Consider the following 21825-nt stretch of genomic DNA (forward strand, 5'->3'; position numbering starts at 1 on the left):
TGTTGAAGGAAAACGGAGGTGTCCGGGTCAGCTCGTGAGCAGCGCCTTGCGCCGCAACGTGTCGAGCGCGAGCGCGACCTGCTGGCGCGCGAACGCCCTGACCGCGGACGGATCGGTCAGCGGCTTGTCGTTCTGGACGAAGCGAAGGCGGTCGCTGCGCACCTCGGCCTCGAGATGCTCGGCGAGCGCGTCGTGCGAGTTCGTGCCGTCGAGCAGCGGCAGCAGGCTGCGTTCGAGCAGCGTGAGCACCACGGGCTCATGCCACTGGTTGCAGGCATTGGCGTTCGCGCCTGCCGCCGGCGCCAGGCCGGGCGCGCTTCGCACGGCGGGCAATGCCCTCGGCAGGCCGGACACCGACGCCGCGGCGGGCACCGGCGTGCGGCGAAAGCGCAGCGCACCGAGGATCAGCAGTTCCTCGAGCATCGACATGACCGCATGGTCGACCGCGGCGGGCGGCTGGCCGACGAGCCGGGCTACGCCCGCAATCAAGGCATCCACGGGCATCGATGCCGGATAGGCCGCCTCGAGCAGCCGTGCCACTGCCTTGTGAACGGGCAGCCGCAGCGTGACGGTCAGGCCGCGGATCGCGTTGCAAGGCTGCTCGCGGGCATCGAGCGTGAATTCGCCGCCGCCTTGGGCGGCGAACAGGCCGGCGACCTCGAGGGCACGGATGCGCGCGGGGTCCAGCCGGTAGCGGATGTCCCCGGCACGCGCCTGCCCCACCAGCAGGGTCTGCCTGAACGTGCGGTTGACCAGGAAATCGAGGTACTGCTCCATCAGCACCTGGCTGCCGCCGCATTCGCGCAGCAGCGGCTCGCGCACCTTCTCGCCGTAGTTCTGCACGAACATGGTCGAGGGCTCGGCGTCGCACAGGTAGGCCAGCCCGCGGGCCTCGGCCCGTGCGACGAATTCCTTGAAGTAGCACGGTGCGTTGCAGGGCTCCAGGAACTCGTGCAGCAGGTAGGAGCTGTTGGCGCTGCGCACGATCGGCATCGTTTCTTCGAGCGTCTTCTTGAGCACGCTGTCGGCTCGGGCCGATTCTTCGAGGAATTCGAGCATGCCGCGTGCATAGGCGAGCTTTTCGTCGGGCGTGTCGCGCGGGCCGCCGCGCAGGATCATGGCATCGCGCACGATCTCGCGGGCCTTCCAGCCGGGGTACACGTTGTAGCTGACGTAGGCCACGCCATTGGGCGCCAGGTTCTCGGCGCAGATGCGCAGGATCGCGTCCTGCACCGGGCCCGGCACCCAGCTGTAGACGCCGTGGCAGACGATGTAGTCGAACTGGCCGAACGAGGCGTCGATTTCCGCGATGTCGAAGGCCTTGAGCTCGATGTTCGACAGCCCCGCCTGCGCGATGGCCGCCGCGCCCTGCGCCACCTGCACGGAAGACAGGTCGAGGCCGACCGCACGCGCGCCCGGATGGCGCGCAGCAAAAGGAATCAGGTTGCCGCCGGCGGCGCAGCCGAGTTCGAGCACGCGGGCTTCAGCGGGCGCAGGGGTGTCGAGCCCGAACAGGAACGCCAGCGCTTCCAGGTGCTCCATGGCCGACTGGGGGAACGGGTGCGATTCGTAGGGCACCGCGTCGTAATAGCGGGTCAGCGTGGAGGTCAGGGAATCCGGCACGAGCATTCTTGTGATGTAGCAGCGGCCGACGACTATAGCCCCGGGCACAGGCAAAAAAAACCCAGCCGGAGGGCTGGGCGTGAAAAAGCCTATCTGCTGGCAATGCATCAAGGCCCCCGCGCAGGTTGACCGGCGGGGGACGGTTTACCCGTCAAGGAGAAAGTGGGGACCGGCGCATGCAGGCGGCGATCTGGAGAGTGGTGGGCACGTTTTGCACGCTCGCAGTTTACTGTATATTTGTACAGCACTTCAACAAGGATGCCGACCATGCCAGAGCCCGAAGCAAGCACCGCCCCTTCCAACCACGCCCTCACCGAGGCACTGGCATGGATCTCCAAGTTCGCGCATGCGTGGAAAGCCATCGAGCCGGCACCGGGAAGCCTCAGCATCGACGGCTTCATCATCTGGGGACCGGTGCTCTATGAAAAGCACAAGGGCGAAGACCCGGTGCAACTGGCGCGGCAGTTGTTCGGCCGCTCCGGGGACTATTCCAGATACCTCTATCCCGGTCGCAACATGGGCTCAGGCGTCGCCGGGTCTTAGAATGACCCGATGAATTGGCGCACACTGCTTCCGCTTGCCTTGGTCCTCGCCGGCTGCTCGACACCCCCCAACGAGGTCATGCAGGTGCGCCCCGGCGTGCTGCGTGCCATGACCTATGTCCAGGCATCGGACTACTGCGACGTCAAGGGACAGTCGCCACGCTGGCTGGGCAAGGCCCCTGCTGAACAGGGCGTTCTGTTCGAGTGCAACTGAGGGCTTTCGCCGATCGGTTCCGCGCCATCTGGTTCATTCGCCGAACCAGAACATCAGCCAGCCCCCGATCGCGGCAAGCATCGCGGTAAGGGCTGCAATATCGAACTGGCGAGCGAACGCCAGCGAACGCAAACGACGAGTGCTGTTCGACATTCATCAAGGTCCTCGTTTCACGGACACTCCCCTCGCAAGAGATTGCGCCATGGGGAGCCGTCCGTCAATCCGAAGATAGTTTGCGCTCGTGCGAAGAATGGCCCGGGTATTCCCAGGGGTCGGCGCTTCAGTCGGCCTGCAGGCGCTCCGCTACCTCATGCCTGCCGAACTCGCGCACGGAGGCCAGGCGCTCCAACTGAGCCGCCCGCGGCCGTGCCTTGCCTTGCTCCCAGTGGTAGATCGTCTGGCCCGACACCCCGACGAGCTTGCCGTATGAGGCAGCAGACAGCCCCAGCTTGCTGCGATGCGACGCCAGGCGGCTTGGGCTGAAGCGCCGCTTGGGGCCCGCTTCGGCAGTCTCTTCTGCATCGCGAACCGCGGCGCGCCGGCCGGAACCATTGGCAACGTTGCGCAGTTCCTTTTCCAAGGCACTCACCTGGCGACGCAAGGCAGCGATCGATGCCCTGTGGTGGAGGGAGGCCTTCTTCAGCGTCTCGATCTCCGCTCGAACCTCTTTGCGGGCCACGCGCGAGATTTCGGCTTTAAGGATGGATGCAATGTTTGGCATAGCGCGATTGTGCCTAGCTCGAGTACATGATGAAGAACAGACGCTAACCCAGGTCCGAACGCTTGCAATCGAAGACCACGTTCGACTCGACACCCCGCAGTGCAGGCACCTTGCCAGCAAAGCTCACGTTGGCGGCAATCAAACGCCACTCACCGGCCTTGAACAGCTTGAAGAGATGCGTGACTTCGGCCCCGACAGCCGGACTGGCGTTGAAGACATAGACAGGCTCGCCGGATTGGGTCTCGTCCATGTTCAGGAGCTCGGCCCTCATCTTGCCCATGGTCTCCGTGTCTTTTGTCCTTGAGCGCACGATGTCCATGTTGACGGTGCGAGAGTGCTCGTCGATGGCGATCCTGCGGATCCAGTGGGCAGGCGCGGAAGCCGAGGAAGGGGTTGGAACGCATGTGATGGTTCCCGCTGCGCATGCGCCTGCGGCGGTGAGCAAAAGCGCCTGAAAGGCGAGCCGGCCAGGTTTGAGGGTCATCATCCTTGTTCGGCCTGCATCAAGAGACCGCGAGTTGGCATCGGGCCGACTCTACCTCTGCCGCGGCACGCACGAGGCACTTCAGGCATCGCTTCTGCCGTTGCCACCCCGCTTCGCGGCCCATTCGATGGCCATGGCTTTCGCACGCTCGAGCGCTTCGGGCACGCTGCTCCCTGCGGTCGGGTCGATCTTGAGCATGCGGATGTCATTGCTCGGCGGAGCCCTGTAGCGGAGCACGGCCTGGAAAGACCCGGAAGGAAGTTTTTCCGCACTGCACAGGAAGCTCCACCCCGCATGCGGAAATTCAACCATTTCATCCATGGCAACCACCGCGAGCGAAGGCTTGCCGGCCATGGGGCGCGTTGTCGAAGTTCTTGGCGCGTTGCATTCTGATCCCCTTGTCTTTGGTCAAGCCAAGCTACAGCGCGCACCATACCGTGCGATGTAGGAGACAGCCGCCGCAAGCGCAGGCATGTGGCTCGCTCTCGCCACAATGAAAAATGCCCCGCTGGGCGGGGCATCTCGGTTCAGGCACCCGGCAGACCGTCTGCACAGACTGCCGGAGCCTTGTTCTGCAAAGCGACGGGAAACCGCCGCAGTGCGTCACTTACTTCTTCTTGGCGGCCACGGCCTTCTTGGCGGGAGCGGCAGCCTTCTTGGCGACTGGCTTTGCAGCAGGCTTGGCGGCCTTTGCAGCCGGCTTGGCAGCCACGGCCTTGTTGTCGGCCTTGCGCTTGGCGGCCTTCGGGTCCACGGCGGCCTTGAAGGCGGCGCCCGGCACGAACTTCGGCACCTTCTGTGCGGCGATCTTGATCTTGGTGCCGGCGCTGGGGTTGAAGCCCGAACGTGCGGCGCGCGCCACTTGCTTGAAAGTGCCGAAGCCGACGATCTGCACGGCGTCATCCTTCTTCACGGCAGCAACGATCGTGCTGGTGATGGTCTCGAGGACGCGCGCGGCTTCCGCCTTGCTGAGGTTGTGGGCGGTAGCGATTTTTTCGACGAGTTCGATGCGGTTCAACTGAGTTCCTAGTAAGTTAATTTCGCCATGTTGCCTATGGCGGCGCAGCAACGAATACAAGCTGCAAGCGGGGCGGAGTTTATTCGACTGCGAGAGGGCCTATGTAAAGCAGCCACATAAAGTGGTGTCCAAGGGTCTGCCTCAGAGGGAACGAGCCCTCGGTTTCGAGGGTTTTTTCCTCGACAGCGCGCTATCGATGCCGCCATGGGACCTGCGAGATCGATGCCCAGTTAAGACTCGCGTCAAAGTTTGGATGAAGGCCAACATGCGTCGCATGCTGATGCGATCGAATCGTGCTGCTAGAGCACCGATTGCTTGCCGGGAAATTAAGGGAAGACCGAGCTGCTGATCACGGAGACCAACCGAGTGCGGGTTCCGAAAAGACAAAAGGGTTAGCAGACTCTCATCTGCTAACCCTCGTCGGAACTGGCGGAGTGGACGGGACTCGAACCCGCGACCCCCGGCGTGACAGGCCGGTATTCTAACCAACTGAACTACCACTCCTGGTAGACAACGTTCACTCGTTTTACCGAGCCAAGTGTTGCCACTTGTGCCTGCTTCACTTGCGTGAAACTGGCGACCCTACGGGGATTCGAACCCCGGTAGCCACCGTGAAAGGGTGGTGTCCTAGGCCTCTAGACGATAGGGTCAAAACCTTAGGAACCGTGCTGCGATCAGCACTTATCTTCAACTCTCTCGACACTTAATGGTGGAGGTAAACGGGATCGAACCGATGACCTCTTGCATGCCATGCAAGCGCTCTCCCAGCTGAGCTATACCCCCGTGTGGGTGTCGAGCCTCGAATTATAGCCCGTTTTTCAGGCCTTTCTCAATCTTTCGATAACTTTTTCTTTGGAAAAAATCTCTAGGACTGAATCGAGGGACGGTGTCTGCGATGTTCCCATCACAAGCACACGTACTGGCATCGCTAACACTGGCATTTTCATGCTGTGTGCTGCGAGCACTTCCTTGATCATAGCTGAGATTGAGGCCTTATCCCAGGTCGCAGTTATCAATTTTTCTGCGAGTGTTGCGATTGCGGGTTTAACGGCCTCCGTGATGTGCTGTGCACGGTCCTCTTCCGTCACCGAAATGTCGGCGTAGAACGCAGCAGCCCAGTTGGCAAGCGCTACCGTGGTGTCGCAACGATCCTTGAAGAGCGCGCAGATCGCGGGCAGGCGTTCGTCTGCAACGATGCCCTTCTTCTGCAGCTGCGCGGCGACGAGCGGAGCAAGCTCTTCACCGCTCCTGGCCTTGATGTATTGAGCATTCACCCAGGCGAGCTTGGCGGCATCCCACTGCGCGGGACTCTTCGACAGATGCGAACCGTCGAACCAACTCACCATCTGCTCGCGCGTGAAGAGCTCGTCGTCGCCATGGCTCCAGCCGAGGCGCGCGAGGTAGTTGAGCATCGCTTCGGGCAGGTAGCCGTTCTCTTCGTAGGCAGTGACGCTCACCGCGCCGCGGCGCTTGGAAAGCTTCTGTCCATCGTCGCCAAGAATCACCGGCACATGGCCGAACTGGGGCAACGGTGCTCCGAGCGCACGGAAGATGTTGATCTGCCACGGCGTGTTGTTGATGTGCTCGTCACCGCGGAACACGTGCGTGATGTTCATGTCCCAGTCGTCGACCACCACCGCGAAGTTGTAGGTGGGTACGCCATCGGGCCGCAGGATGATGAGGTCGTCGATCTCGCGGTTGTTGATGGTGATCTCGCCCTTGACGAGGTCGTTCCACGTCACGTCGCCTTCGGGCGGGTTGCAGAAGCGCACCACGGGCGGCACGCCTTCGGGCACGGGCGGCAGCACCTTGCCCGGCTCAGGACGCCAGCGACGGTCGTACAGCGTCTTCTCGCCGCGCGCGCGCTGTGCCTCGCGCATTTCATCGAGCTCGGCGGGCGTGCAGTAGCAGTGGTAGGCCGTACCGGCCGCAAGCATCTGCGCGATCACTTCGCGATACCGCTCCAGGCGCTGCATCTGGTAGATCGGGCCTTCGTCGTATTCGAGGCCGAGCCAGTGCATCGACGCGAGGATCTGGTCGGTCGAGTCCTGCGTGGAACGGGCCACGTCGGTGTCCTCGATGCGCAGCACGAATTCGCCGCCGTAGTGGCGTGCGTAAGCCCAGGAATAGAGCGCGGTGCGGGCCGTTCCCAGGTGAAGAAAACCCGTGGGGGACGGTGCGATGCGGGTGCGTACTTTGCCGGTCATTTCGTTATCGTGGATTCAGGGTGCTCAGGCCGCGCAAAAGATCGGCCTTGATGTCTTCGGCGTGCTCCAGGCCGACCGCAAGGCGGATCAGCCCCTGGCCGATGCCCGCTGCCTGGCGCTGCGCCTCGGTCAGGCGTCCGTGCGAGGTGGTACCGGGATGGGTGATGATGGTCTTCACGTCGCCGAGGTTGGTGGCAACGCTCACCACGCGCGTGCTGTTGATGACGTGGAACGCGTTGGCGCGCGCGGTCTCGGGCGTGTCGCCGACCACGTCGAACGACACCACCGCCCCGCCCTGCCCCGACTGCTGCTGCATGGCCAGTTCGTGCTGCGCATGCGAGGCCAGTCCCGGGTAATACACGCGCGCGATGCCCGGCTGCTTCTCGAGCCACTGCGCGATGTCCAGCGCGTTGGCGCAATGCGCCTTCATGCGCACGCCCAGCGTTTCGATGCCCTTGAGCACGACCCACGCATTGAACGGCGCCAGAGCCATGCCGGCGGTGCGCACGATGGGCCCGAACACGTCGACGATGAGCTTCGAAGGACCGCAGATCGCGCCCGCCATCACCCGGCCCTGGCCGTCGAGGTGCTTGGTGCCCGAGTGGATGACGAGGTCGGCGCCCAGCGCAGCCGGACGCTGCAGGATCGGCGTGCAGAAGCAGTTGTCGACCGCCAGAAGCGCGCCCGCGGCATGCGCCACGTCGGCCAGCGCGCGGATGTCGCAGACCTCGGTCAGCGGATTGGTCGGCGTTTCGGCGAACAGCAGCTTGGTGTTGGACTTGACTGCCGCACGCCATTCGGCCACATCGGTCTGCGAAACGAAGGTGGTCTCGACGCCGAACTTGGCGAACTCCTTGCCGAACAGGTTCAGTGTGGAGCCGAACACCGAGCGCGAGCAGATCACGTGGTCGCCGGCCTTCAGCAGGCCCATGCACATCATGAGGATCGCCCCCATGCCGGTCGATGCGCCGATTGCGGCCTCGGTGCCTTCGAGCGCCGCGATGCGCTGCTCGAAACTGGTCACGGTCGGGTTCGAGGTGCGCGAATAGGTGAAGCCCGGCTCGGTGCCCGCGAAGCGGCGCATCGAGGTTTCGGCGTCGGGCTGCACGAAGCCGCTGGTCAGGAACAGCGCGTCGGAATGCTCGCCGTACTGGCTCGGCGCAAGGCCTGTGCGCAGCGCGAGCGTTTCGGGATGCAGGCCGGGCGGCAGGGGTCTTTCGTCAGTCACTTCGTCGACTCTTATTCGCTGTGGTTGGGAAGCGCGAGGCGCGAAGAGTCTTCTTCGGTCTCTTCGATGCGGGGCCGGTTGCCGTTCATGCGCGAGATGGCTTCGGTGTCGATGTCGCCGGTGACGTACACGCCGTCGAAGCAGGAGGCATCGAAGCCGTCGAGCTTGCCGTTGAGCGAGCCGATGGCGCGCTTCATGGCGTCGACGTCCTGGTAGATCAGCGCGTCGCAGCCGATGAGTTCGCGGATTTCCTCGATGGTGCGGTCGTGCGCCACCAGCTCGCCCTTGGTCGGCATGTCGATGCCGTAGACGTTGGGGTAGCGCACCGGCGGCGCGGCGCTGGCCAGATAGACCTTGCGGGCGCCGGCGTCGCGAGCCATCTGCACGATTTCACGGCTGGTGGTGCCGCGCACGATGGAGTCGTCGACCAGCAGCACATTGCGGCCCTTGAACTCGCTGGCGATCACGTTGAGCTTTTGGCGAACCGACTTCTTGCGCACGCCCTGCCCCGGCATGATGAAGGTGCGGCCCACGTAGCGGTTCTTCACGAAGCCTTCGCGGTACGGCACGCCCAGCAGGTGCGCGAGCTGCGTGGCGCTCGGGCGGCTGGACTCGGGAATGGGGATGATCACGTCGATCTGGTTCGGCGGCACGGTCGAGACCACGCGCTTGGCCAGCGTCTCGCCCAGATTCAGGCGCGCCTGGTAGACCGAGATGCCATCAAGCACCGAATCAGGACGCGCGAGATACACGAATTCGAAGATGCAGGGGTTCAGCGTGGGCGCCTCGGCGCACTGCATCGAATGCACGTTGCCTTCGAGGTCGATGAACACGGCCTCGCCCGGAGCGATATCGCGCTCGAACACGTGGCCGGAGCCTTCCAGCGCGACCGATTCGCTGGCCACCATCACCGCGCCGTCGGCGCTGCGGCCCATGCACAGCGGGCGGATGCCGTACGGGTCGCGGAAGGCAAGCAGGCCGTGGCCGGCAATGAGCGACACCACGGCGTACGAGCCGCGCAGGCGCTTGTGCATGTTCTTGACCGCGGCGAACACCTCGGCCGGGTGCAGCGGCACGCCGCGCGACGAACGCTCGATCTCGTGGGCCAGCACGTTGAGCAGGACTTCGGAGTCGCTCTCGGTGTTGGTGTGGCGGTGGTCGGTGGAGAACAGCTCCGAACGCAGCGCGTGCGCGTTGGTCAGGTTGCCGTTGTGCACGAGCACGATACCGAACGGCGCGTTCACGTAGAAGGGCTGGGCCTCTTCCTCGCTGTATGCGTTGCCGGCGGTCGGGTAGCGCACCTGGCCCAGGCCGACGTTGCCCGGCAGCGCGCGCATGTTGCGCGTGCGGAACACGTCGCGCACCATGCCCTTGGCCTTGTGCATGAAGAACTTGCGCTCGAGCAAGGTCACGATGCCTGCCGCGTCCTGGCCACGATGCTGCAGGAGCAGCAGCGCGTCATAGAGCAGCTGGTTGACGGGTGCGTTGCTGACAACGCCGACGATTCCACACATGAACGATTCCTCTCAGGGCAGGTAGCTTGCCAACTTTTCAGGCAGCGAGGGTTTGAGGCCCTGCAATGCCGCATCGAGAACAATGGCGCTGCGCGATTCGTGCCACCAGGCACTGTCGCTCAACACCAGCAAATGAACAACGACCGCCAGCACGAGCAGGGCCACCGCCCCCCGTGCCGCACCGAACGCTGCTCCCAAAATACGGTCCACCGGCCGCAGGCCCACGACCGTGATCAGCTTGCGCGTGAGCGAGGCCACCAGGCCCACGCCGAACGCCACCGCCACGAACACCAGCACGAAGGCCAGCGGATAGCGCCAGGCGGCCTGCGGGTCTCCGAACGGCAGCCATGCCGCCACGCCTGAAGCCAGCCACTGGGCGGCGATGAATGCGGCCACCCAGCCGATCAGCGATATCACCTCGAACACCAGCCCGCGCATCAGGCCGAGCAGCATCGACACACCGATGAGCGCAACGGCGATCCAGTCGAGCAAGGCCACGGCAGCTGGCGAAGGTTCTTACAACGTGAGGATCGCGGCCGACAAAGACAAGCCCTTGACCTTCTCGGCGGCGCGGTCGGCCTCGGCACGCGAGCTGAAGGGACCGACACGCACACGCGTGCGTTCGCCGTCGGCCGTCTTCGCGACGTGCACATAGGTCTTGAGACCGGCCCGCTCGAGCTTCTGGCGCACTTCGCGCGCCTTGTCGGCATCGGCGAACGCACCGACCTGCACCACGAAGCGGCCAGCGGCCTCGTCGGCCGCGGCGGGCTTGGGCGTGGCGGCAGCGGCGGCCGTGATGGGCTTGCCTTCGAGCAGCGCGCGGGCACGGGCGCCGTCGTCGACGGCCGCGGCGGGCTTGGGCTTGACCTCGGGCTTGGGTTCCGGCTTCGGCTTGGGCTCGGGTTTGGGTTCCGGCTTGTGCTCTGGCTTCGGTTCGGGTTTGGGCTCCGGCTTGGGTTCGGGCTTGCGTTCCGGAACCACGGCGGGCGGCGGTGTGCTGGCGGCCGGCTTGCCGGGATCGATCTCGGTGCCGTCGGCGGTCTCGGTGATCATGCCGCCGGCCGACGAAGCCGAGGCGACGCGCGACGAGCCCGAGCCGCTGTCGGGTGCTGCCGGAGCGGTGCTCACGGCCGGCGCCGGCGTGGCGGGCACGGGCAGCGGCTTGACCTTGTTGCGATCGGGAATCTCGATGGGAATGTCGACCGACACCGGGCGGGGCTGCGTGTCGAACAGCAGCGGAAAGCCGATGACGCCAAGCAGCACCAGCACGGCCGCGCCGAGCAACCGGTGGCGCGCGCGCCGACGCATGGTTTCGACACTTTCCGCCGGCGCGGCGGCGGGGGCGCTGCGTCCTTCGTTGCCTTGCGGGCCGCGCGTGCGGAACTTGAAAAACGCCATGAAGTTCGATCCCTGAAGGAGTGCAGCGAGGTGGTGCCCGGTGGTGCCGAGGGTGTGTGGACAGCCCGGCGATCAGCCGCCTGGCAGCAGGTGTTTGGCTTGCAGCCGGGGGGTGCCGTTTTCGAGCACGCCACCCACGGTGAAGAACGATCCGAAGACGACGATTCTATCAGCGGGCCCTGCCTGCTCGATGGCTGCGCGCAACGCCTCCATCGGGCCTGCGTGCACGCTGCCCGAGGCGTCGGTACGGGTGTTCTGGGCCTGCCAGCTGGCCAGCAGGTCGGCCGCCTTGGCGGCGCGCGACGTGGGCAGGTCGGTGAAGTACCAGCGGTCGATCAGCGGGCCGATGCGCGCGAGGATCGGCGCCAGGTCCTTGTCGGCCATGACACCGAACACGCCGTGCGTGGTGGGATAGAAGCCCATCGCGTCGAGGTTCTCGGCCAGCGCGGCGACGGCGTGGGCGTTGTGCGCCACGTCGAGCACCAGCGCGGGCTCGCCCGGCACGATCTGGAAGCGGCCCGGCAGCTCGACCATGGCCAGCCCGTTGCGTACCGCCTGCGCGGTGATCGGCAGTTGCGGCCGCAGCGCTTCCAGTGCCGCGAGCACGCCCGCCGCGTTGATGAGCTGGTTGGCGCCGCGCAGCGCCGGATAGGCCAGCCCGCTGTAGCGCCGGCCGCGGCCCGACCAGCCCCACTGCTGCTTGTCGCCGGACACGTTGAAGTCGGTGCCGAAGCGCCAGAGATCGGCGCCGATGGCGTTGGCGTGGTCGATCACGCTCTGCGGCGGCATCGGGTCGCTCACGACGACCGGCTTGCCCGCGCGCATGATGCCGGCCTTCTCGAAGCCGATGCTTTCGCGGTCGGGGCCGAGGTACTCCATGTGGTCGAGGTCGATGCTGGTGATGACCGCGCAGTCGGTGTCGATGATGTTGACCGCGTCGAGCCGGCCGCCCAGGCCGACCTCGAGGATCGCCACGTCGGGCTTTTCCTCGATCATGCAGTGCAGGATGCCGAGCGTGGTGAACTCGAAGTAGGTCAGCGGCATGTCGCCGCGCGCCTTCTCCACCACTTCGAAGCTTGCTATCAGTTTCGAAGCATCGACCGCCTCGCCCTTGAGCCGCAGCCGCTCTTCGAAGCGCACCAGGTGCGGCGAGGTGAAGACCGCCGTGCGATAGCCCGCATGGGTGAGGATCGACTCGAGCATCGCGCAGGTCGATCCCTTGCCGTTGGTGCCCGCCACGGTGATGACCGGGCAGCCGAAGCGCAGGCCGAGGCGCTGCGCCATCTCTTTGGCGCGCTCGAGCCCGAGCTCGATGTTCTTGGGATGGAGTTGCTCGGCGCGAGCGAGCCAGTCGTTAAGGGTTTCCATTGAGGCCGGGATTGTCGCCGACCCACGGGCCGGGGCATCATCGCGGCCATGACAACCCTATACGGCATTCCGAACTGCGACACCGTCAAGCGCGCCCGCGCCTGGCTCGACGAACATGGCGTGACCTACGCCTTCCACGATTTCAAGAAACAGGGCGTGCCCGAGGCCGAGCTCGACCAGTGGCTGAAGAAGCCGGGCTGGGAGGCCCTGGTCAACCGCAAGGGCACCACCTGGCGCAAGCTGGACGAGGCCACGCGCGAAGGCGTGACCGACGCCGCCACCGCCCGCCCCGTGCTGCTGGCCAACCCCAGTCTCATCAAGCGTCCGGTGGTCGACTGGGGCCCCAAGAACCCCGTCACCACGGGCTTCGACGCCGATGCATGGGCCGCTGTGAAGGCCGTGTAAATGCCGGAACCCGCCTCGTCAGGGGGCGTCCAACCGCCATCTGCAGGAGAGACTTATGAACAGACACGTTTTTCGCACCCTTGCCGGCCTCTCGATGGCCGGTGCGCTGGCGGCTGGCACGGGCCTCGTGCACGCCCAGCAGCAGCAAAGCCAGGTCGTCCAGGCGCGGGTGATTTCCGCCACGCCGATCCGCGAAACGACTGGTAGCGATGTCAGCTACAACGTTACCTACGAATACAACGGCCAGCAGTACACCACCCGCATGAGCACCCGGCCCGGCGCGACCATCGCGGTCCAGGCATCCGCCTACGGCGTGACTTCGCCAGTGGCACCTCAGGGCCAGGTCCAGACCTACCCGGTGGAGGCCAGCGGCAGCGGCGGCTCCCCCTGGGACAACGTCGTGCCCGAGCCCGGCGTGGTGGTCGGCGCGGGCAATCCGGCGCCCGTGTATGTGCAGCCGGCGCCCGTCTACGTGCAACCGGCGCCGGTGTACGTCGATCCCTTCTATGGCTACGGTTATCCCTATGCCTATCCGCCGGTCGGCATCTCGCTGAACCTGGGCTATTCGCGCGGCTGGGGCGGCGGCTACTACCGCGGCGGCTGGGGCGGTTTCCGCGGCGGCTGGCACCGCTGAGCGGGCGGGGCTCGTCGAGCCCCTAAAATCGAGGACTTTCCAACCCTTGACGGGTGCGCCGCTGGTGCGGTGCGTCCTCGATTCGCCGACCGCTCCCGCGCCGGCGCCACCCAATGACGACGACTACCGACACAATCAACAGCGCCGCAGTGGCCACCAAGGCCAATGTGTACTTCGACGGCAAGTGCGTGAGCCACAACCTCACGCTCGCGGACGGCACCAAGAAGTCGGTCGGCGTGATCCTTCCGTCCACCCTCACCTTCAACACCGGCGCGCCTGAAATCATGGAAGGCGCCGGCGGCAGCTGCGAATACCAGCTCGCGGGCACCAGCGAATGGATCGCCTCGGGCCCCGGCCAGAAATTCAGCGTGCCCGGCAACTCCAGCTTCCAGATCCGGGTCACCGGCGAGCCCTACAGCTACATCTGCCACTTCGGCTGAACCGGGACCTGACATGTCGACCATCCTCCAAAACGTACCCGCCGGCCAGAAGGTCGGCATCGCCTTCTCCGGCGGCCTGGACACCAGCGCGGCGCTGCACTGGATGCGCAACAAGGGCGCCATTCCCTACGCCTACACCGCCAACCTCGGCCAGCCCGACGAGCCCGACTACGACGAGATCCCGCGCAAGGCGATGCTCTACGGCGCCGAGAACGCCCGCCTGATCGACTGCCGCGTGCAGCTGGCCAACGAAGGCATCGCCGCCCTGCAGGCCGGCGCCTTCCATGTGACCACCGCCGGCGTGACCTACTTCAACACCACGCCGCTGGGCCGCGCCGTCACCGGCACGATGCTGGTGTCGGCCATGAAGGAAGACGACGTCCACATCTGGGGCGACGGCAGCACCTACAAGGGCAACGACATCGAGCGTTTCTACCGCTACGGCCTGCTGACCAACCCCAACCTCAAGATCTACAAGCCCTGGCTCGACCAGGTCTTCATCGACGAGCTGGGCGGCCGCGCCGAAATGTCGGCGTTCATGCAGCAGGCCGGCTTCGCCTACAAGATGTCGGCGGAGAAGGCCTACTCGACCGACTCCAACATGCTCGGCGCCACGCACGAGGCCAAAGACCTCGAACACCTGAACAGCGGCATCCAGATCGTGCAGCCCATCATGGGCGTGGCCTTCTGGAAGGACGAAGTCGAAGTCAAGCGCGAAACCGTCTCGGTGCGCTTCGAAGAAGGCGTGCCCGTTGCGCTGAACGGCGTGCGCTACTCGAACCTGGTCGACCTGATCCTCGAGGCCAACCGCATCGGCGGCCGCCACGGCCTGGGCATGAGCGACCAGATCGAGAACCGCATCATCGAAGCCAAGAGCCGCGGCATCTACGAAGCCCCCGGCCTGGCGCTGCTGTTCATCGCCTACGAGCGCCTGGTCACCGGCATCCACAACGAAGACACCATCGAGCAGTACCGCGACAACGGCCGCAAGCTCGGCCGCCTGCTCTACCAGGGCCGCTGGTTCGACCCGCAGGCCATCATGCTGCGCGAAACGGCACAACGCTGGGTGGCGCGCGCCATCACCGGCGAAGTGACGGTCGAACTGCGCCGCGGCAACGACTACTCGATCCTGAACACCGAGTCGGCCAACCTCACCTACAAGCCCGAGCGCCTGAGCATGGAAAAGGTCGAGGGCGCGTTCACGCCGCTGGACCGCATCGGCCAGCTGACGATGCGCAACCTGGACATCGTCGACACGCGCGAGAAGCTGGCGATCTACACCCGCACCGGCCTGCTGTCGGCGAGCGAAGGCGCCTCGCTGCCGAAGCTGACGAACGACGGCGACGCGAGCTGATAGCCTCTTGCCTCCTCGCTGAGGGGGCAGACAGAAACGACAACGGGCCCTTCGGGGCCCGTTTTCATTGGCGCGCAGGTTTTCAGTCCCCGCCACCACCTCCACCGCAGCCGCCGCCACAGCCACCACCGCCGTCGGACGAGCCGCCGCCATCGCTGGAGCCACCATCGCCGCTGCCGCCGCTCGATTCACTGCCGCCGAAGCCACCGGCATCGCCCGAGCTGCCGCCATCCGACGAGGACGACTCCCCGAAGCTCGTACCGCACTGAGCGTCGGAGCCGATGTACCGCTCGACCGCGCGGCAGTCGGGCACGTAGTGGAAGCCGCCGTCGATGGCGAACTTGATGTCCAGCGCAAACAGCAGCGGCAGCCGTGCCGGCTTGCGCGGATCGATGCTCTCTTCCTTGCAGGCCCAGTACCAGGTGCGGCGCAGGCCATCGTTGCGCCTTGCGTCGCGGCCCAGTATTTCGGCCGGGCTGTGATGCAGCATGCCGCCGAACGCCGCCTTGCACCAGTTCTGGTAGCCCTGCGTGTGCAGGATGAACTCGTGCCAGGCCGTATCGACCACCTTCGAGGGCATGGCCACGAACTTGCGGTCGCTGCGAAGATGCGCCATGAAGAACTGGCGCAGGCCGCGCAACACCAGTTCGGCGTCGCGCCGGCTGAGCTGCGGATGCGCCTCGCACAGCTTGCCGACAAGAAAAGGCGGCAGCCGCGCTTCGCGGATGAACTGGCGCCGCAGGCTGGCTTCGAGAAACTTGAGCACCGCCGAGAACAACAGCGCCAGCACGACCACCGCCACCACCGAGCCCCACCGGCGCGAGCCCAGGAACATCGCGAGCAACGCCACCAGCGGCACCGCCCGGCGGGCCCACACCAGCGCGGCAATGCGCCGCCGGTAGTTCAGCTGAAGAAAGTCGAGGTCCATGCCCCGGGGCTCAGACCACCACCGGCTCCGGCTCCAGCCGGATGCCGAAGCGCTCGTACACGCTGGTCTGGATGGCCTTGGCGAGCGTCATCACCTCGCCGCCGGTCACCGGGTTCTCGGCGCCGCCGCGGTTGACCAGCACCAGCGCCTGCTTTTCGTAGACGCCGGCATTGCCCACCGACTTGCCCTTCCAGCCGCAGGCATCGATGAGCCAGCCGGCCGCGAGCTTGATGCTGCCGTCGTCCATCGGGTAGTGAACGATCTTGGGGTCGCGCGCGATGATGTCCGCGCACTGCTCCGGCGTGACCGTCGGGTTCTTGAAGAAGCTGCCGGCGTTGCCCAGCACGCGCCAGTCGGGCAGCTTGGCGCGACGGATGGCGCAGATCCATTCGAAGATGTCGAGGGCGCTCGGCGTGAAATTGCCGGTTTCTTCCATCTTGCGCTCCAGGTCGAGGTAGCCGACCACGGCCTTCCACGGCTTGGGCAGCCGCAAGCGCACCCGGGTGATCACCGCGCGGCCCGCCAAGCCGAAGTCGTTGGGGCCGCTGCGCACATGCTTGAACACCGAATCGCGGTAGCCGAAGGCGCATTGGGCGGCGTCGAGCGTGAAGCTGCGGCCGGTTTCCAGGTCGTAGGCATCGAGCGACTCGAAGCGGTCTTGCAGTTCGACACCGTAGGCGCCGATGTTCTGCACCGGCGAGCCACCCACGGTGCCGGGAATCAGCGCGAGGTTTTCGAGCCCCGGATAGCCGCTGCGCACCATCCACTCGACCGCGTCGTGCCAGGTTTCGCCCGCGCCGGCCTCGACGATCCAGGCGCGCGGGGTTTCCTCGACCAGCCGCAGGCCCTTGATCTCGACCTTCAGCACCAACGGCTTGACGTCGCCCGTGAGCACGATGTTGCTGCCGCCGCCCAGCACGAAACGGGGCGCGTCGCGCCACTGCGGATCGGCACGCAGGGCCACCAGATCGGCCTCGCCGGTGATGCGCGCAAGATGCTGCGCGCGTGCGACGATGCCAAAGCTGTTGTAGGGCTGCAGCGGGACGTTGGACTCCACGATCATGGGAGAATTGTCGCATCCAGCATCAGTGAATTCAGGAGAGAGTCAATGCCGTCCTTCGATACCGTCTGCGAGCCCAATCTGCCCGAAGTGAAGAACGCGGTCGAAAACACCGCCAAGGAGATCGCGACGCGCTTCGACTTCAAGGGCACGGCCGCCGCGGTCGAGCTCAAGGACAAGGAGATCACCATGATCGGCGACGCCGAGTTCCAGCTCGTGCAGGTCGAAGACATCCTGCGCAGCAAGCTCACCAAGCGCAGCGTCGACGTGCGTTTCCTCGACAAGGGCGACGTCCAGAAGATGGGCGGCGACAAGGTCAAGCAGGTCATCAAGGTCAAGAGCGGCATCGAGAGCGAGCAGGCCAAGAAGATCACCCGCATCGTGAAAGACAGCAAGCTCAAGGTGCAGGCCGCGATCCAGGGCGACGCGGTGCGCATCACCGGCGCCAAGCGCGACGACCTGCAAGCCGCCATGGCCCTCATCAAGAAGGACGTGCCGGACATGCCGCTCACGTTCAATAATTTCCGCGACTGAGCCCCGCCCCATGAAAGCGCTCGTCGTCGCGGCGCAGCTCCTGGCTGCGGCCGCCGTGGCGCACGCCGCCGGTTCGGTCACCCTGACCGGCACCATCGGCAGCCGCGCGATCCTGATCGTGAACGGCGCCCCACCCAAGACGGTGGCGGTCGGCGAGACTTTCCAGGGCGTGAAGCTCTTGTCGCTTCAGTCCGAGCAGGCGGTGGTCGAACTCGAAGGCAAGCGCGTCAACCTGCGCATGGACACGCCGGTGAGCATCGGCGGCGGGGGTGGTTCGGGCGGCAGTGGCAACCGCATCGTGCTGCCGGCCGACAGCCGGGGGCATTTCATGACGCAGGGCACCATCAACGGGCGCGCCGTCACTTTCATGCTCGACACCGGCGCCACCAACGTGGCCATGTCGGCCGCCGACGCGCAACGCATCGGGCTGGACTACAGCAAGGGCCAGCCGGTGCAGATCGGCACCGCCAACGGCGTGGCCCAGGGCTACCGGCTGCGGCTGCAGTCGGTGCGCGTGGGCGATGTCGAGGTGTACGACATCGACGCCGTCGTTTCGCAGCAGTCGATGCCCTTCGTGCTGCTGGGCAACAGCTTCATCAACCGCTTCTCGATGCGGCGCGACGCGGACCAGATGGTCCTCGAAAAACGGTACTGATTGCTCGCCCCCAGGCTGCGCGCACTTCGTGTCGCTCCGCCAACCCCCTACCAGGGGCGGGCCGGCCGCTTCGGGCGGCCGTGCGCGGCGGCCCCTTGAAAAGACCCGGGCCGATCAGGCCTGCGCGGCGGTGACGACGATCTCGATCTTGTAGGCCGAGTTGGCCATCTGGGCCTGCACGGTCGCGCGCGGCGGCGTGTTGCCGGCCGGAATCCACGCGTCCCACACCTCGTTCATGGCCGAGATGTCATTGATGTCGGCCAGGAATATCTGCGTCATGAGGATGCGCGACTTGTCGCTGCCGGCCTCGGCCAGCAGGCGGTCGACCATGGCGAGCACTTGCGCGGTCTGGCCGCGGATGTCCTGCGTGGTGTCGTCGGGCACCTGGCCGGCGAGGTAGATGGTGCCGTTGTGAACGGCGGTTTCCGACAGGCGCGGGCCGACGTGGAAGCGGGTGATGGAAGCCATGGTGTTCTTTCAGTCCTTCTTTTTCTTGGAGCCGAGCTTCGACTCCGTGCCGGCCGCGAGCCGGCGGATGTTTTCGCGGTGCCGCCAGATCAGCAGCAAGCTCATGACGATAAGCGCAACCAGCACCGTGCGGTCGAGCGGCCAGGCAATGCCGCCGCCGATCAGGTAGTAAGCCGGCGCGAAGAACGCCGCCACCAGCGACGACAGCGACGAATAGCGGAAGAAGATCGCGATGATCAGCCAGGTGACGCCGGTGGCCAGCCCCAGCCAGGGCGCGATGCCCACCAGCACGCCGGCGGCCGTGGCCACGCCCTTGCCGCCCTGGAAGCTGAAGAACACAGGGTACAGATGGCCCAGGAAGGCCGCCAGGCCGGCCAGCGCCGCGACGCCCGCCCCCAACCCCCACTGCCCGCCGAACTGGTGGATCAGGAATACCGGCACCCAGCCCTTGAGCGCGTCGAGCAGCAGCGTGGCCAGCGCCGCGCCCTTGTTGCCCGAGCGCAGCACGTTGGTGGCGCCGGGGTTCTTGCTGCCGTAGCTGCGCGGGTCGGCCATGCCGAGCGCCTTGCTCACGATGACCGCGAAGGACAGCGAGCCGATCAGGTACGACACCACGATGGCAATGAAGGAAGGCAAGGTGAAACTCAAGACGGCACTCCGCGGGGGATGGTTGTTGTTCTGTTCGGCGCCGGCTATTCTGCCAGCGCACATTGCACGGGCTTGGCGCCCAGCAGGTCCACGCACACCCGCGGATCGATGCCGATCAGGTAGCCCCGCCGCCCGCCGTTGAGCACGATCCTCGGCAGCTCGAGGATGGCGGACTCCACATACACCGGCATCTCGCGCCGCGTGCCGAACGGCGAAGTGCCGCCCACCATGTAGCCGCTGTGGCGCTGCGCCACCTCGGGCTTGCACGGCTCGACCGACTTGGCGCCGATCTGCCGCGCGAGGTTCTTGGTCGACACCGTGCGGTTGCCGTGCATCAGCACGATCAGCGGCTTGGCGTCCTGGTCCTGCATGACCAGCGTCTTGATGACGGTGAACGGATCGAGCCCGAGCATTTCGGCGCCGCGCTGCGCGCCGCCGTGCTCGACGTATTCGTAAGGGTGCTCGGTGAAGGCGATCTTGTGCGCGCGCAGCAATTGCGTGGCGGGCGTCTCGGAGGTATGGGTGCTTTTCTTGGCCATCTCGGTGGCAATTGCAGGTTCAGGATCACTTCAGAAAACTTGGAGTTCCACGGCAAGAATTTGCCGAACTACATCGAATTCCGGTCCGACCATGCAGCATACGACAGCCCCGGTATTCAAGGCCTCGTTCCACCTCGGGCGTTGATGCACCGCCCCAACCTGATTGCGCTCGTGCTGGCCGTGGTGGCGATGCACGCAGCCGTGCTCTGGCTGCTGCTGGGCGCAACGCAGCCGCACAGGCGCATGGCCGATACGGCTCGGCGCGTGGTGATGGAAGTGGTGCAGGTTGCCCCGCCCGTCATGAAGGCCGAACCACCGGCACAGCAAAAGGAAGCGACACCGCGCGCCCCGGCTCCGGCAGCTCGCGCAACCGCGAGGCGTGCGCCCCTGCCCACCCGAAGCAATGCGACGACGGCTCCCGCCGCACCGGTCGCGGCCGACGAGCCATCGCAAGCGGCAAGCCCCGCACCAGCCAAACCGCTGATCCTTCATTCCGAAAGCACCCGCCGCGCCCTGCGCGACATCGGCCGTGAGCGTTCCTTCGCCGACCGCGCCGGGCAAGACCTCAACGGCAACCCGCGCTCCACCTTCGATTCCCGGCTGAGCGCCGATGTCGCCGCCTCGGCGCGCGGCGACTGCATGAAAGGCCAGTTCAAGGGCAGCGGCATGGGCCTCTTGAGCCTGCCCGCCCTGGCGCTGGCCGCGGCCAACGGCGACTGCGGCCGCTGACTCCGGCAAGCCTCAGGCCGCCGGATCGCGGATTTCCCAGCGGATCTTGTCGATCTCGGCCAGGATCTCGGCCGACAGCGTGGTGCCGTACGCGTCCAGATCCTCGTCCAGCTGCGCCACCGAGGTCACGCCGATGATCGTGCTCGCCACCTGCCACTTGGTGTAGCAGAAGGCCAGCGCCAGTTGCGTCGGCGTCAGGCCGTTGTCGCGCGCCAGCTGGTTGTAGCGCTTGGCCGCGCGCAGCGAATCGGGGCGGCCCCAGCGCTGCTTGCGCACCGACTCGTAGCTCGAGATGCGCGCGCCCTTCGGCGCGTCGGGGCCCTCGATGCCGCTCTGGTCGTACTTGCCGGTGAGCAGGCCGAAGGCCAGCGGCGAATACGCCAGCAGCGACACGTTCAGCCGGTGCATGGTCTCGTCCAGCGCGTTCTCGTGGCCGCGGCTGATGAGGCTGTACACGTTCTGCACCGTCGCCACGCGCGGCAGCCCGTGCTGCTCGGCCAGCCGCACGAACTCATGCACGCCGTAGGGCGTTTCGTTCGACAGGCCGATGGCGCGCACCTTGCCGGCCTTCACCAGCTTGCCCAGCGCTTCGAGCTGTTCGAGGATCGGCGTCTTCGAGCTTTCCTTGGCCGGGTCGTAATACATGTTGCCGAACAGCGGCACATGGCGCTCCGGCCAGTGAATCTGGTAGAGGTCGATGACGTCGGTCTTCAGGCGCTTCAGGCTCGCGTTGCACGAAGCCTCGATGTCCGCAGCCGTCATGCCGCTGCCTTCGCGCACCCAGGGCATGCCGCGCGACGGGCCCGCGACCTTGGTCGCGACCACCAGCTTCTCGCGCGCGCCGGGATTGGCTGCGAACCAGTTGCCGATGATGGTTTCGGTGACGGTGTAGGTTTCCTTGCGCGTGGGCACCGAGTACATCTCGGCGGTGTCGATAAAGTCGACGCCGCGCTCGAGCGAGCGGCTCAGGATGGCGTGCGAAGTGGGTTCGTCGACCTGTTCGCCGAAGGTCATCGTGCCGAGGCAGATCGGGGTGACGTGCAGGTCGCTTTGACCGAGTTGGATCTTTTTCATGCGCGGGATGCTACCGTCCCCTCCCGCCTCCCGCTGGCCG

The 21825-nt window shown here is 65.9% G+C and carries 26 protein-coding genes and 3 tRNA genes; 9 read left to right on the plus strand and 20 right to left on the minus strand.

Annotated elements, in window-relative coordinates:
* Positions 1 to 27 precede the first annotated feature (27 nt).
* The gene (locus L3V85_RS25300) at positions 28 to 1629 is read right to left on the minus strand and encodes a methyltransferase regulatory domain-containing protein (RefSeq protein WP_295173785.1); all 1602 of its coding nucleotides are present in this window, start codon (positions 1627 to 1629) and stop codon (positions 28 to 30) included.
* Between the two features lie 261 nt (positions 1630 to 1890).
* Between L3V85_RS25300 and L3V85_RS25305 the strand changes: the two genes are divergently transcribed.
* Both L3V85_RS25305 and L3V85_RS25310 read left to right on the plus strand, forming a co-directional pair.
* Entirely contained in the window at positions 1891 to 2166 is a 276-nt protein-coding gene (locus L3V85_RS25305) for a hypothetical protein (RefSeq protein WP_237675429.1), read from the plus strand.
* 9 nt (positions 2167 to 2175) lie between these two features.
* The gene (locus L3V85_RS25310) at positions 2176 to 2379 is read left to right on the plus strand and encodes a hypothetical protein (protein WP_237675430.1); all 204 of its coding nucleotides are present in this window, start codon (positions 2176 to 2178) and stop codon (positions 2377 to 2379) included.
* Between the two features lie 280 nt (positions 2380 to 2659).
* Here L3V85_RS25310 and L3V85_RS25315 read toward each other — a convergent pair whose 3' ends face one another.
* From L3V85_RS25315 to folC, 13 genes are all read right to left on the minus strand, one after another.
* Entirely contained in the window at positions 2660 to 3100 is a 441-nt protein-coding gene (locus L3V85_RS25315; RefSeq protein ID WP_237675431.1) for a helix-turn-helix domain-containing protein, read from the minus strand.
* A gap of 43 nt (positions 3101 to 3143) precedes the next feature.
* Entirely contained in the window at positions 3144 to 3587 is a 444-nt protein-coding gene (locus L3V85_RS25320; protein ID WP_237675432.1) for a hypothetical protein, read from the minus strand.
* 78 nt (positions 3588 to 3665) lie between these two features.
* On the minus strand, positions 3666 to 3938 hold the full coding sequence (locus L3V85_RS25325) for a hypothetical protein (protein WP_237675433.1): 273 nt from the start codon (positions 3936 to 3938) through the stop codon (positions 3666 to 3668).
* Positions 3939 to 4191: 253 nt separating this feature from the next.
* Entirely contained in the window at positions 4192 to 4662 is a 471-nt protein-coding gene (locus L3V85_RS25330) for an HU family DNA-binding protein (protein WP_237675434.1), read from the minus strand.
* Between the two features lie 367 nt (positions 4663 to 5029).
* Positions 5030 to 5106 (minus strand) — tRNA-Asp (locus tag L3V85_RS25335).
* A gap of 70 nt (positions 5107 to 5176) precedes the next feature.
* Positions 5177 to 5252: transfer RNA gene (locus L3V85_RS25340), tRNA-Glu, on the minus strand.
* Positions 5253 to 5309: 57 nt separating this feature from the next.
* Positions 5310 to 5385: transfer RNA gene (locus L3V85_RS25345), tRNA-Ala, on the minus strand.
* A 35-nt stretch (positions 5386 to 5420) separates the two neighbouring features.
* Positions 5421 to 6809, minus strand: a complete 1389-nt coding sequence (gene gltX / locus L3V85_RS25350) for a glutamate--tRNA ligase (RefSeq protein WP_237675435.1) — start codon at positions 6807 to 6809, stop codon at positions 5421 to 5423.
* A 4-nt stretch (positions 6810 to 6813) separates the two neighbouring features.
* Positions 6814 to 8037, minus strand: a complete 1224-nt coding sequence (locus L3V85_RS25355) for an O-succinylhomoserine sulfhydrylase (protein WP_237675436.1) — start codon at positions 8035 to 8037, stop codon at positions 6814 to 6816.
* A gap of 11 nt (positions 8038 to 8048) precedes the next feature.
* Complete coding sequence (purF, locus tag L3V85_RS25360) at positions 8049 to 9551, minus strand: amidophosphoribosyltransferase (protein WP_237675437.1); 1503 nt, start codon at positions 9549 to 9551, stop codon at positions 8049 to 8051.
* A gap of 12 nt (positions 9552 to 9563) precedes the next feature.
* Positions 9564 to 10049 carry a CvpA family protein gene (locus tag L3V85_RS25365; protein WP_237675438.1) on the minus strand — a complete coding sequence of 162 codons (486 nt, stop codon included), beginning with the start codon at positions 10047 to 10049 and terminating at the stop codon, positions 9564 to 9566.
* Positions 10050 to 10067: 18 nt separating this feature from the next.
* Positions 10068 to 10949, minus strand: coding sequence for an SPOR domain-containing protein (locus L3V85_RS25370; protein ID WP_237675439.1), 882 nt, complete (start codon positions 10947 to 10949; stop codon positions 10068 to 10070).
* Between the two features lie 72 nt (positions 10950 to 11021).
* Positions 11022 to 12329 carry a bifunctional tetrahydrofolate synthase/dihydrofolate synthase gene (folC, locus tag L3V85_RS25375; RefSeq protein ID WP_237680646.1) on the minus strand — a complete coding sequence of 436 codons (1308 nt, stop codon included), beginning with the start codon at positions 12327 to 12329 and terminating at the stop codon, positions 11022 to 11024.
* Between the two features lie 36 nt (positions 12330 to 12365).
* On the opposite strand from folC, the gene L3V85_RS25380 reads away from it, so the two are divergent.
* The 4 genes from L3V85_RS25380 (at position 12366) to argG (ending at position 15150) form a co-directional block, all read left to right on the plus strand.
* Entirely contained in the window at positions 12366 to 12722 is a 357-nt protein-coding gene (locus tag L3V85_RS25380) for an ArsC family reductase (protein WP_237675440.1), read from the plus strand.
* 55 nt (positions 12723 to 12777) lie between these two features.
* Positions 12778 to 13356, plus strand: coding sequence for a PXPV repeat protein (locus tag L3V85_RS25385; protein ID WP_237675441.1), 579 nt, complete (start codon positions 12778 to 12780; stop codon positions 13354 to 13356).
* Between the two features lie 113 nt (positions 13357 to 13469).
* Entirely contained in the window at positions 13470 to 13796 is a 327-nt protein-coding gene (locus tag L3V85_RS25390; RefSeq protein ID WP_237675442.1) for a pyrimidine/purine nucleoside phosphorylase, read from the plus strand.
* A 13-nt stretch (positions 13797 to 13809) separates the two neighbouring features.
* Positions 13810 to 15150 (plus strand): argininosuccinate synthase, encoded by a 1341-nt coding sequence (argG, locus tag L3V85_RS25395; protein WP_237675443.1) that lies wholly within the window; start codon positions 13810 to 13812, stop codon positions 15148 to 15150.
* An 82-nt stretch (positions 15151 to 15232) separates the two neighbouring features.
* On the opposite strand, the gene L3V85_RS25400 is transcribed toward argG, so the two are convergent.
* Positions 15233 to 16078, minus strand: a complete 846-nt coding sequence (locus L3V85_RS25400) for a glycine-rich domain-containing protein (RefSeq protein WP_237675444.1) — start codon at positions 16076 to 16078, stop codon at positions 15233 to 15235.
* A gap of 10 nt (positions 16079 to 16088) precedes the next feature.
* The gene (murB, locus tag L3V85_RS25405) at positions 16089 to 17141 is read right to left on the minus strand and encodes a UDP-N-acetylmuramate dehydrogenase (RefSeq protein ID WP_237675445.1); all 1053 of its coding nucleotides are present in this window, start codon (positions 17139 to 17141) and stop codon (positions 16089 to 16091) included.
* A gap of 45 nt (positions 17142 to 17186) precedes the next feature.
* On the opposite strand from murB, the gene L3V85_RS25410 reads away from it, so the two are divergent.
* Together L3V85_RS25410 and L3V85_RS25415 are read left to right on the plus strand one after the other, a co-directional pair.
* Entirely contained in the window at positions 17187 to 17672 is a 486-nt protein-coding gene (locus tag L3V85_RS25410; RefSeq protein WP_237675446.1) for a YajQ family cyclic di-GMP-binding protein, read from the plus strand.
* Between the two features lie 10 nt (positions 17673 to 17682).
* Entirely contained in the window at positions 17683 to 18327 is a 645-nt protein-coding gene (locus tag L3V85_RS25415) for a retropepsin-like aspartic protease family protein (RefSeq protein ID WP_237675447.1), read from the plus strand.
* A 114-nt stretch (positions 18328 to 18441) separates the two neighbouring features.
* On the opposite strand, the gene L3V85_RS25420 is transcribed toward L3V85_RS25415, so the two are convergent.
* The 3 genes from L3V85_RS25420 to L3V85_RS25430 are packed head-to-tail and all read right to left on the minus strand — an operon-like array spanning position 18442 to position 19982.
* Positions 18442 to 18795, minus strand: a complete 354-nt coding sequence (locus tag L3V85_RS25420; protein WP_237675448.1) for a RidA family protein — start codon at positions 18793 to 18795, stop codon at positions 18442 to 18444.
* A 9-nt stretch (positions 18796 to 18804) separates the two neighbouring features.
* Positions 18805 to 19443 (minus strand): glycerol-3-phosphate 1-O-acyltransferase PlsY, encoded by a 639-nt coding sequence (gene plsY / locus L3V85_RS25425; RefSeq protein ID WP_237675449.1) that lies wholly within the window; start codon positions 19441 to 19443, stop codon positions 18805 to 18807.
* Positions 19444 to 19487: 44 nt separating this feature from the next.
* On the minus strand, positions 19488 to 19982 hold the full coding sequence (locus L3V85_RS25430; RefSeq protein ID WP_237675450.1) for an aminoacyl-tRNA deacylase: 495 nt from the start codon (positions 19980 to 19982) through the stop codon (positions 19488 to 19490).
* Between the two features lie 39 nt (positions 19983 to 20021).
* On the opposite strand from L3V85_RS25430, the gene L3V85_RS25435 reads away from it, so the two are divergent.
* Positions 20022 to 20711 carry a hypothetical protein gene (locus L3V85_RS25435; protein WP_237675451.1) on the plus strand — a complete coding sequence of 230 codons (690 nt, stop codon included), beginning with the start codon at positions 20022 to 20024 and terminating at the stop codon, positions 20709 to 20711.
* A 12-nt stretch (positions 20712 to 20723) separates the two neighbouring features.
* On the opposite strand, the gene L3V85_RS25440 is transcribed toward L3V85_RS25435, so the two are convergent.
* A complete protein-coding gene (locus L3V85_RS25440) occupies positions 20724 to 21785 on the minus strand; it encodes an aldo/keto reductase (protein WP_237675452.1) in 1062 nt (353 codons plus the stop codon).
* Between the last annotated feature and the right edge of the window lie 40 nt (positions 21786 to 21825).

Source organism: Variovorax paradoxus (assembly GCF_022009635.1).
GTDB lineage: Bacteria > Pseudomonadota > Gammaproteobacteria > Burkholderiales > Burkholderiaceae_C > Variovorax.

Excerpts from the sequence above, each read along its gene's own strand:
- L3V85_RS25325 (WP_237675433.1), bottom strand. The coding sequence starts at position 3,938 with ATGGCCGGCAAGCCTTCGCTCGCGGTGGTTGCCATGGATGAAATGGTT.
- L3V85_RS25305 (WP_237675429.1), top strand. The coding sequence starts at position 1,891 with ATGCCAGAGCCCGAAGCAAGCACCGCCCCTTCCAACCACGCCCTCACC.
- L3V85_RS25370 (WP_237675439.1), bottom strand. The coding sequence starts at position 10,949 with ATGGCGTTTTTCAAGTTCCGCACGCGCGGCCCGCAAGGCAACGAAGGA.
- gltX (WP_237675435.1), bottom strand. The coding sequence starts at position 6,809 with ATGACCGGCAAAGTACGCACCCGCATCGCACCGTCCCCCACGGGTTTT.
- L3V85_RS25430 (WP_237675450.1), bottom strand. The coding sequence starts at position 19,982 with ATGGCCAAGAAAAGCACCCATACCTCCGAGACGCCCGCCACGCAATTG.
- L3V85_RS25320 (WP_237675432.1), bottom strand. The coding sequence starts at position 3,587 with ATGATGACCCTCAAACCTGGCCGGCTCGCCTTTCAGGCGCTTTTGCTC.
- murB (WP_237675445.1), bottom strand. The coding sequence starts at position 17,141 with ATGATCGTGGAGTCCAACGTCCCGCTGCAGCCCTACAACAGCTTTGGC.
- L3V85_RS25390 (WP_237675442.1), top strand. The coding sequence starts at position 13,470 with ATGACGACGACTACCGACACAATCAACAGCGCCGCAGTGGCCACCAAG.
- L3V85_RS25410 (WP_237675446.1), top strand. The coding sequence starts at position 17,187 with ATGCCGTCCTTCGATACCGTCTGCGAGCCCAATCTGCCCGAAGTGAAG.
- L3V85_RS25400 (WP_237675444.1), bottom strand. The coding sequence starts at position 16,078 with ATGGACCTCGACTTTCTTCAGCTGAACTACCGGCGGCGCATTGCCGCG.
- L3V85_RS25300 (WP_295173785.1), bottom strand. The coding sequence starts at position 1,629 with ATGCTCGTGCCGGATTCCCTGACCTCCACGCTGACCCGCTATTACGAC.
- L3V85_RS25415 (WP_237675447.1), top strand. The coding sequence starts at position 17,683 with ATGAAAGCGCTCGTCGTCGCGGCGCAGCTCCTGGCTGCGGCCGCCGTG.
- L3V85_RS25385 (WP_237675441.1), top strand. The coding sequence starts at position 12,778 with ATGAACAGACACGTTTTTCGCACCCTTGCCGGCCTCTCGATGGCCGGT.
- L3V85_RS25420 (WP_237675448.1), bottom strand. The coding sequence starts at position 18,795 with ATGGCTTCCATCACCCGCTTCCACGTCGGCCCGCGCCTGTCGGAAACC.
- purF (WP_237675437.1), bottom strand. The coding sequence starts at position 9,551 with ATGTGTGGAATCGTCGGCGTTGTCAGCAACGCACCCGTCAACCAGCTG.
- L3V85_RS25380 (WP_237675440.1), top strand. The coding sequence starts at position 12,366 with ATGACAACCCTATACGGCATTCCGAACTGCGACACCGTCAAGCGCGCC.
- argG (WP_237675443.1), top strand. The coding sequence starts at position 13,810 with ATGTCGACCATCCTCCAAAACGTACCCGCCGGCCAGAAGGTCGGCATC.
- L3V85_RS25315 (WP_237675431.1), bottom strand. The coding sequence starts at position 3,100 with ATGCCAAACATTGCATCCATCCTTAAAGCCGAAATCTCGCGCGTGGCC.
- L3V85_RS25310 (WP_237675430.1), top strand. The coding sequence starts at position 2,176 with ATGAATTGGCGCACACTGCTTCCGCTTGCCTTGGTCCTCGCCGGCTGC.
- L3V85_RS25440 (WP_237675452.1), bottom strand. The coding sequence starts at position 21,785 with ATGAAAAAGATCCAACTCGGTCAAAGCGACCTGCACGTCACCCCGATC.